We start from the raw sequence: 6,078 nt of genomic DNA on the forward strand, positions 1-6,078 counted from the left end.
CATGAATGAACCGCGGGCGCGAACACTCCGCGCCATGGACGAGTCGTTCGTCGACCTGATCCAGCGAAACGCCGAGCACGCACGGGCCTTCGGAGACCGGTTCGACGGGGTACAGGAGGCGCAACACCCCGTCGCCGTCACCGTCTGCTGTTCGGACTCGCGGGTCCTCCAGGACAGCATCTGGAACAACGACGAGCCCGGCCGCATCTTCAGTTGCGGGAACATCGGCAACCGCGTCGTCCAGCGGACGGCCGACGGCGAGGTCGTCTCCGGAGACGTCCTCTACCCCCTGCTACACACGGGGACGGAACTCGCGGTCGTCGTCGGGCACACGGGCTGTGGCGCCGTCACGGCGACCCACGACGCGCTGACCGGCGACGTGTCCGACGCCCCGGGGATCGAACACTGCATCGACCTGCTGGGCTCGCACCTCGCGGACGGGGCCGAGGCCCTCCCGGACGGCCTGAATCGGTCCGACGCGGTCAATCGCCTCGTCGAGTACAACGTCGACCGGCAGGTCCAGTTCCTCCGCGAGAGCGACGACGTTCCCGACGAGGTCGACGTCGCCGGCGTCGTCTACGACTTCCAGGACGTCTACTCGGACCGACGCGGCGAGGTGCAGGTGATCAACGTCGAGGGCGAGACCGACGTCGACGCCTTGCGCGGTGAGTTCCCCGAGATCGAGACCCGGATCGACCGCCTCTGGGAGTACTGATACCGGCTGTCAGGCCTCCCGCGCCGTCCGCTCGTCGCGGCGCGTGACCGCCAGCGGCACCCGGTCGAGCCCCGCCTGTGCGGGCCCGTCGATGACGGACCCGCTGATCGTGAACCGCGAGCCGTCGCAGGGGCAGTCCCAGCTCTCGCCGGCGCCGTTCCAGACGAGCGTGCAGCCGCTGTACGGGCAGGTGCCCTCGACGGCGCGCCACGCGCCGTCGTCCTCGCGGTAGAGGCCGAGCGTCCGTCCGTGGAGGTTCACGACCTGCCCCTCGCCGGGACGCAGGTCCGGGGCCGTATCCCCGCTCTGGAGGCTCCGTTTGCCCTTCGACCGCTGTTTCATCGTCGTCCGGCCGACCGTCGGGAGGCGTTTGAGCGCCGCCGTCGGGAGCCTGTTGGGATCGTACAGCTCCGCCCAGGGGTTGTCGCGGCCGACGATCAGGTCCTTCAGGAGGAGGCCGGCGGCGGTTCCGTGGGTCATCCCCCACCCGCCGAAGCCGGTTGCGACGTAGACGCCGTCCGAGAACGGGTCGATCGACCCGACGCAGGGGACGCGGTCGAGGGTCTCGTAGTCCTGCACGGTCCACCGGTAGGTGACCGACTCGACGGGGAACGCCTCCGTCGCCCACGACTCGATCTGGCGGGTCAGCTCCGTCGTGTCCCCGCCGATCCCGGTCGGGTACCTGTCCCCCTCCACGAGGAGCATCGTCCCGTCGTCGGTCGGAATCGGTCGGAACGAGTGTGCGTCCGGGCCGGCGCTGACGTACATGTCTTCTGGGGGCTCGCCCTCGACGTCCGTGGTGAGGACGGGCGCCTGACTGGGGAGCATCCGCATCGAGTACAGCGATCGCCTGTAGAACGGGAAGTGGGTCGCGACGACCACGTCGTCGGCCCGCACCCGACCGTCGCGGGTCCGGAGCTCGTGGGGAGACCCCGTCTCGATCCCGGTCACCCGGCTGTGCTCGTAGACGCGACCCCCCTCGAGCTCGAACGTCTCCAGCAGCGCCAGCAGGTACTCCCGCGGGTGGAAGTGGACCTGGTCAGCGTACCGGACGGCCGCGACGGCGTCGACGGGCGCGGGGGCCTGCTCGACGTACGACGCGGCGAGGCCGAGGCGCCGGGCGGCGTCGGCCTCCTGCTGTACTTTCTCGCGGTCGTCCTCCGAGGTGACGTAGACGTACGCGGCCGCGGGGGTGAACTCGCAGTCGACGTCCTCGCGGCGGACGCGCCGGGTCACCTCCTCCAGCGCGGTCCGGCTGGCGTCGGCGTACAGGCGGGCCCTCCGCTCGCCGAAGGCGTCGATCAGGTACTGGTACCGCAGCCCGTGGCCGACGGTCACCGTCGCCGTCGTGTGCCCGGTCGTCCCGCGCAGCGCACGGTCGGCCTCCAGCAGCGCGACGTCGCGGCCCGCCTCCGCGAGGAACGCCGCGGTGGAAACCCCGGCGATGCCCGCGCCGACGACGGCCACGTCGGCCTCGATCGCCTCGGTCAGCCGGGGGTAGGAGGGCTGCTCCGTCGAGTCGACCCAGTACGACATCGCGTGGTCGGGGAGCGGTGACCCGGAGATGTCGAACGCCATGGTCACGCTTCGGACTCCGGGCCATTAGAACTATTGAGTATCCAATAGATGTCCCGACGACGGGGCGGATCACTCCGCGAGTTCGTCGGCCAGTTCGTCTATCGACTCGATCGTCAGGTCCGGCTCCGTCTCGTAGGGGCCCCAGAGCGTGTCCTGGCGGTTGATCCAGACGCCCTGCATGCCGACGTGGACCGCGCCGGGCACGTCCCACCAGCCCGCAGCCACGTAGCAGACGTCCTCCGGCTCCGTCCCGATCCTGTCGGCCGCGTGGCGGTACAGCTCCGCGTCCGGCTTGAACTGCGCCACCTCGTCGGCGCTGACGGTGTCGGCGATCAGGTCGCCGAGATCCCCCTGGTCGACTATCGTCTCGAGCATGTCCTCGCTGCCGTTCGAGACGACGTAGCAGTCGTAGCCCCGCTCGTTCAGCCGCTCCAGGCCGCCGTGGACGTCGCCGAACACCGGGAGCTCCGCGAACGTCGAGAGGATCTCCTCGCGCTCGGCCTCGCTCACGTCCACGCCGAGCGTCTCGACGGCGTACCGGAGGGCGTGGCGGTTCATCTCGAAGAAGGAGTCGTACTCCTCGATGGCGTTACCGACCATCGCGTAGCCCAGCGAGCGGTTCCGCCAGAGCTTCGCAACCGGCTCCGGCGAGTCGACGTACTCGCCGAGCACCTCCTGGATCGCCATCACGTCGACGAGCGTCCCGTAGGAGTCGAACGCGACCGCCTCGACCGCGTCGGAATCGAGTGCCATACGGGAACGAGGGGCCGAGCGGCGAAGTATACTGGGTCGCGGCGTACCCCGGTCCGGTGTGCCGCGTCCTCAGCGACTCTCCCGCTGCTCGACCTTGTTCAGGTAGCTGAAATCCATACTGGAATCTCGTGAAAGTAGTGTTGTGTCACAGACCTGTTCCACCGAATTCGGCACATATAGGGCGTCTATAGACGATAGTTTATAAGTGGGGTATAGTACTCCACAGACGGTTGCTCCGATCGGCTAGAGCGTGTCGAACGAGTCGATCACATCGCTCGTCGAGTATCGTTCAACGAGATATTGTTCGTCGAAATCAGCGTCGTCGCTCCAGACATCTGCGTCCTTGGCCAGGGCGCACGCGACATATAGCACGTCGTCGGGATCAGTCTCACCGATCGCTGTGTCGGCCTCTTCGATGTGCGGATAGAACTCCTCGGCGGGAACGACCTCGATGTACTGAAAGAGGAGATCGATGAACTGTGTGACTCGATCCGGAGTCATACCCGACTTCTCGACGATCAGCTCATCGTAGTTCTCGATTTCGTCGTGGACGAGCTCGGGCGTCAGGAGGTCGGGTTCGAGCGTAACGACGAGTTCGCGGGTTTTCGAGTCTGCGATGAGCGCAGAGATGACGACGTTGGCATCGACGACCAGCTTCATTCGTCGAGGCTACCCCGACTGCTCCTCGACGTGCTTGCGTGCGCTCTCGTTGATCTTGTCGGCTATATCGGCGACGTCGCTCTCGGTGATCTCGCTGCCGGACGTGAGTTCGTCCATCACTTCGAGCGTCTCGATCTTCTCCTGAATCGCCTGCCGAGTGACCTCGCTCCAGTTGATCTCCGGATGTTCCTCCATACGGTCTTTGAGGTCGTCGTCGACGTTGACGGTGATACTGGGCATACAGAGAACTACGGACACACAGAATACTGTGTTTTTCGGTGAACCACCGAGTGTCGCCGAGCGGTGGATTCCCGTTGGTCTACCGACGAATGATAGCGCAACTATCGGAAGAGAAATCCAACACGTAGTTCGCGCAAGAAGGCCTCTGAAGGTCAGTTTCGGCTACCGACTCTCGCGCTGCTCGACCTTGTTCAGCTCGATCAGCAGCCGGAAGATGGCCTTCACGAGGTTGGCGTCGACGTCGAACTGCTCGGCGTTCTCGCCGGCGCGGTCCATGACGGCCTGCTCCTGTGCCTCGTCGGTGGTCGGGAGCCCCTTCTCTTCCTTGACCTGCGCGATGGTGTCGGCGACGTAGGTCCGCTGGGCGATCTTCTCGACGATCTCCTGGTCGATGGTCTCGATCTCCTCGCGCAGTTCGTCCAGGCTCATCTCCTCGGGGTTCGTTGTCATAGTGTGTGCGTTCCCTCCGTTTGCGTGGTCGTCAGCCGGGTGCGTCCGTCGCGCTGGTCCCAGTACTCGCGGACCTGCTCCAGGGCCGGCCGGTCGCCGACGGCGACGAACGAGGGGCCGGTGCCGGACAGCGAGGCGCCCTCAACCTGGCGCATGGCCTCGACGAGCGGTTCGGCGTCGAAGCCCAGCGCGGCGCAGAAGGCCAGCCCGTTGACGGTCATCGCGCGCTCGTACTGACCGTCGAGCGCGAGGTCCTCGACCAGGCGGGCCATGGGAGCGACGTGCTCGCAGCGCGTCACGTCGGCGTCGGCGCTGTAGGCCCGCTCCGGGGGCGTCCACACGAGGACGTCCCAGTCGACTTCCTCGCGGGCGAGCAGCTCGTCGTCGTCGTTGTCGGTGACGGTGACGCCGCCGAGCATAGAGGCGGAGGCGTCGTCGAAGGCCCCCGTGGCCGTGACGCCGACGTCGCGGGCGGCCATCACGCCCAACCGGGCCATGTCTTCCCGGGTCATTCGGTCAGTCTTGTCCAGCGCGTCCAGCGTGGCCATGACGGTCGCGTTCGCGGCCGCGCTGCTCGATTTCAACCCGGAGGCCATCGGCACGTCGCTCTCGGTGCGGACGACGGCGCCGTCCACCTCGGGGTCGGCGTGGGCGTCCAGCACGTACTCGACGCAGGTCTCGATGAGTTCGGTGTCCGCGTCGGGGTGGCCCTCGACGTGGCCCTCGATGCCCTCGTCGTCCTCGAAGAGGTCGACGGTGGCGTAGATGTACTCGTCGATGGCGAAGGCCGACCCGCGGTGGGTCGCCAGCGCGTTGAGGACCTCCCCGGCCGCCGGAGCCGCTGCCTTCCCCTGCATCAGGTCACAGTCCCGCCCGCCGGTATTTACCTGTGGCGGTAGCGCTCGGCCACGAACGGCGCCCTTTTGGCCCCGCCCGCGCAACCCCCGACGATGAGCCACCGCAGTGACGTCCCGCCGGACACGCTGGGGGTAGAGCTACGGGAGGACGGCGTCGTCGTGGAGTACAACGACGGCCGCGAGGCGTTCTACCGCGGCGTCCCGCAGAAGGTGACGGGCGAGATCACCACGGGGCCGGGCAAGGACGTCCACGTCCTCGTGACCGACCCCAGCGACACGCAGGGCGTGCTGGTCTACGTCAACGACCTGAACACCCACGACGACATCCTCGAGGACTCCGGCGTGGGCCGGGTCATCCTCGAGGACGGCGAGTCCGACGAACTGTTTCCCGGGGTCGTCGTGTCCGACAGCGAGATGCGCGTCAGCGTCGACGTGGACCACGAGACGGTCCGCGGGCGCGTGTTCGTCTTCGAGGAGGACGAGCTTGGCGAGCGCAGTTTCGAGCTGGTCGCACCGGAATAGTACGGACTGCTGTCGCCGTTATCTGGTCGACCGCCCCGCGGCCGGGCGGTCGTACCGGGCTCGGACGGAAACAGTCCGTACGGGACTGGACGAGCGGAGACGAGGCGGCGGTTACTGGATGTAGGAGGGGTCCTCGGCGTCGCAGTTCTCCTCGTGCTGGCGGGCGTCGCTCTGGTCGTCGAACATCAGCCCGCAGTGCTCGCACTTGTACCAGGTCATCTCGTCCCGCTCCGTTTGCACGACCATGTGATAGGTTGTGACGGCCACGGTCATATGCGTTACTCCGGAGCGGCTAAACGCGAA

The 6,078-nt window shown here is 67.0% G+C and carries 9 protein-coding genes; 2 read left to right on the forward strand and 7 right to left on the reverse strand.

The features are described from left to right. Window positions 1-34: 34 nt before the first annotated feature. Window positions 35-715, forward strand: coding sequence for a carbonic anhydrase (locus LCY71_RS16880; protein WP_225334309.1), 681 nt, complete (start codon window positions 35-37; stop codon window positions 713-715). A gap of 9 nt (window positions 716-724) precedes the next feature. Here LCY71_RS16880 and LCY71_RS16885 read toward each other — a convergent pair whose 3' ends face one another. From LCY71_RS16885 to LCY71_RS16910, 6 genes are all read right to left on the reverse strand, one after another. Continuing rightward, window positions 725-2,293 (reverse strand): FAD-dependent oxidoreductase, encoded by a 1,569-nt coding sequence (locus LCY71_RS16885; RefSeq protein ID WP_225334310.1) that lies wholly within the window; start codon window positions 2,291-2,293, stop codon window positions 725-727. Window positions 2,294-2,362: 69 nt separating this feature from the next. Further along, a complete protein-coding gene (locus LCY71_RS16890; protein ID WP_225334311.1) occupies window positions 2,363-3,046 on the reverse strand; it encodes a haloacid dehalogenase type II in 684 nt (227 codons plus the stop codon). A gap of 243 nt (window positions 3,047-3,289) precedes the next feature. Further along, the gene (locus LCY71_RS16895) at window positions 3,290-3,706 is read right to left on the reverse strand and encodes a PIN domain-containing protein (RefSeq protein ID WP_225334312.1); all 417 of its coding nucleotides are present in this window, start codon (window positions 3,704-3,706) and stop codon (window positions 3,290-3,292) included. Between the two features lie 9 nt (window positions 3,707-3,715). Beyond that, window positions 3,716-3,946, reverse strand: a complete 231-nt coding sequence (locus LCY71_RS16900) for an AF_0619 family ribbon-helix-helix protein (RefSeq protein ID WP_225334313.1) — start codon at window positions 3,944-3,946, stop codon at window positions 3,716-3,718. A gap of 162 nt (window positions 3,947-4,108) precedes the next feature. After that, window positions 4,109-4,396 (reverse strand): chorismate mutase, encoded by a 288-nt coding sequence (locus LCY71_RS16905; protein WP_225334314.1) that lies wholly within the window; start codon window positions 4,394-4,396, stop codon window positions 4,109-4,111. Continuing rightward, complete coding sequence (locus LCY71_RS16910) at window positions 4,393-5,253, reverse strand: shikimate kinase (RefSeq protein WP_225334315.1); 861 nt, start codon at window positions 5,251-5,253, stop codon at window positions 4,393-4,395. The genes LCY71_RS16905 and LCY71_RS16910 overlap by 4 nt, the downstream gene beginning before the upstream one ends. A gap of 93 nt (window positions 5,254-5,346) precedes the next feature. On the opposite strand from LCY71_RS16910, the gene LCY71_RS16915 reads away from it, so the two are divergent. Continuing rightward, entirely contained in the window at window positions 5,347-5,775 is a 429-nt protein-coding gene (locus LCY71_RS16915; RefSeq protein WP_225334316.1) for a DUF5796 family protein, read from the forward strand. Window positions 5,776-5,886: 111 nt separating this feature from the next. Here the strand turns inward: LCY71_RS16915 and LCY71_RS21505 are convergent, their stop codons facing one another. After that, on the reverse strand, window positions 5,887-6,021 hold the full coding sequence (locus LCY71_RS21505; protein ID WP_263654212.1) for a DUF7128 family protein: 135 nt from the start codon (window positions 6,019-6,021) through the stop codon (window positions 5,887-5,889). Window positions 6,022-6,078 lie beyond the last annotated feature (57 nt).

The organism is Halomicrobium urmianum, from assembly GCF_020217425.1.
GTDB classification, from domain to species: domain Archaea; phylum Halobacteriota; class Halobacteria; order Halobacteriales; family Haloarculaceae; genus Halomicrobium; species Halomicrobium urmianum.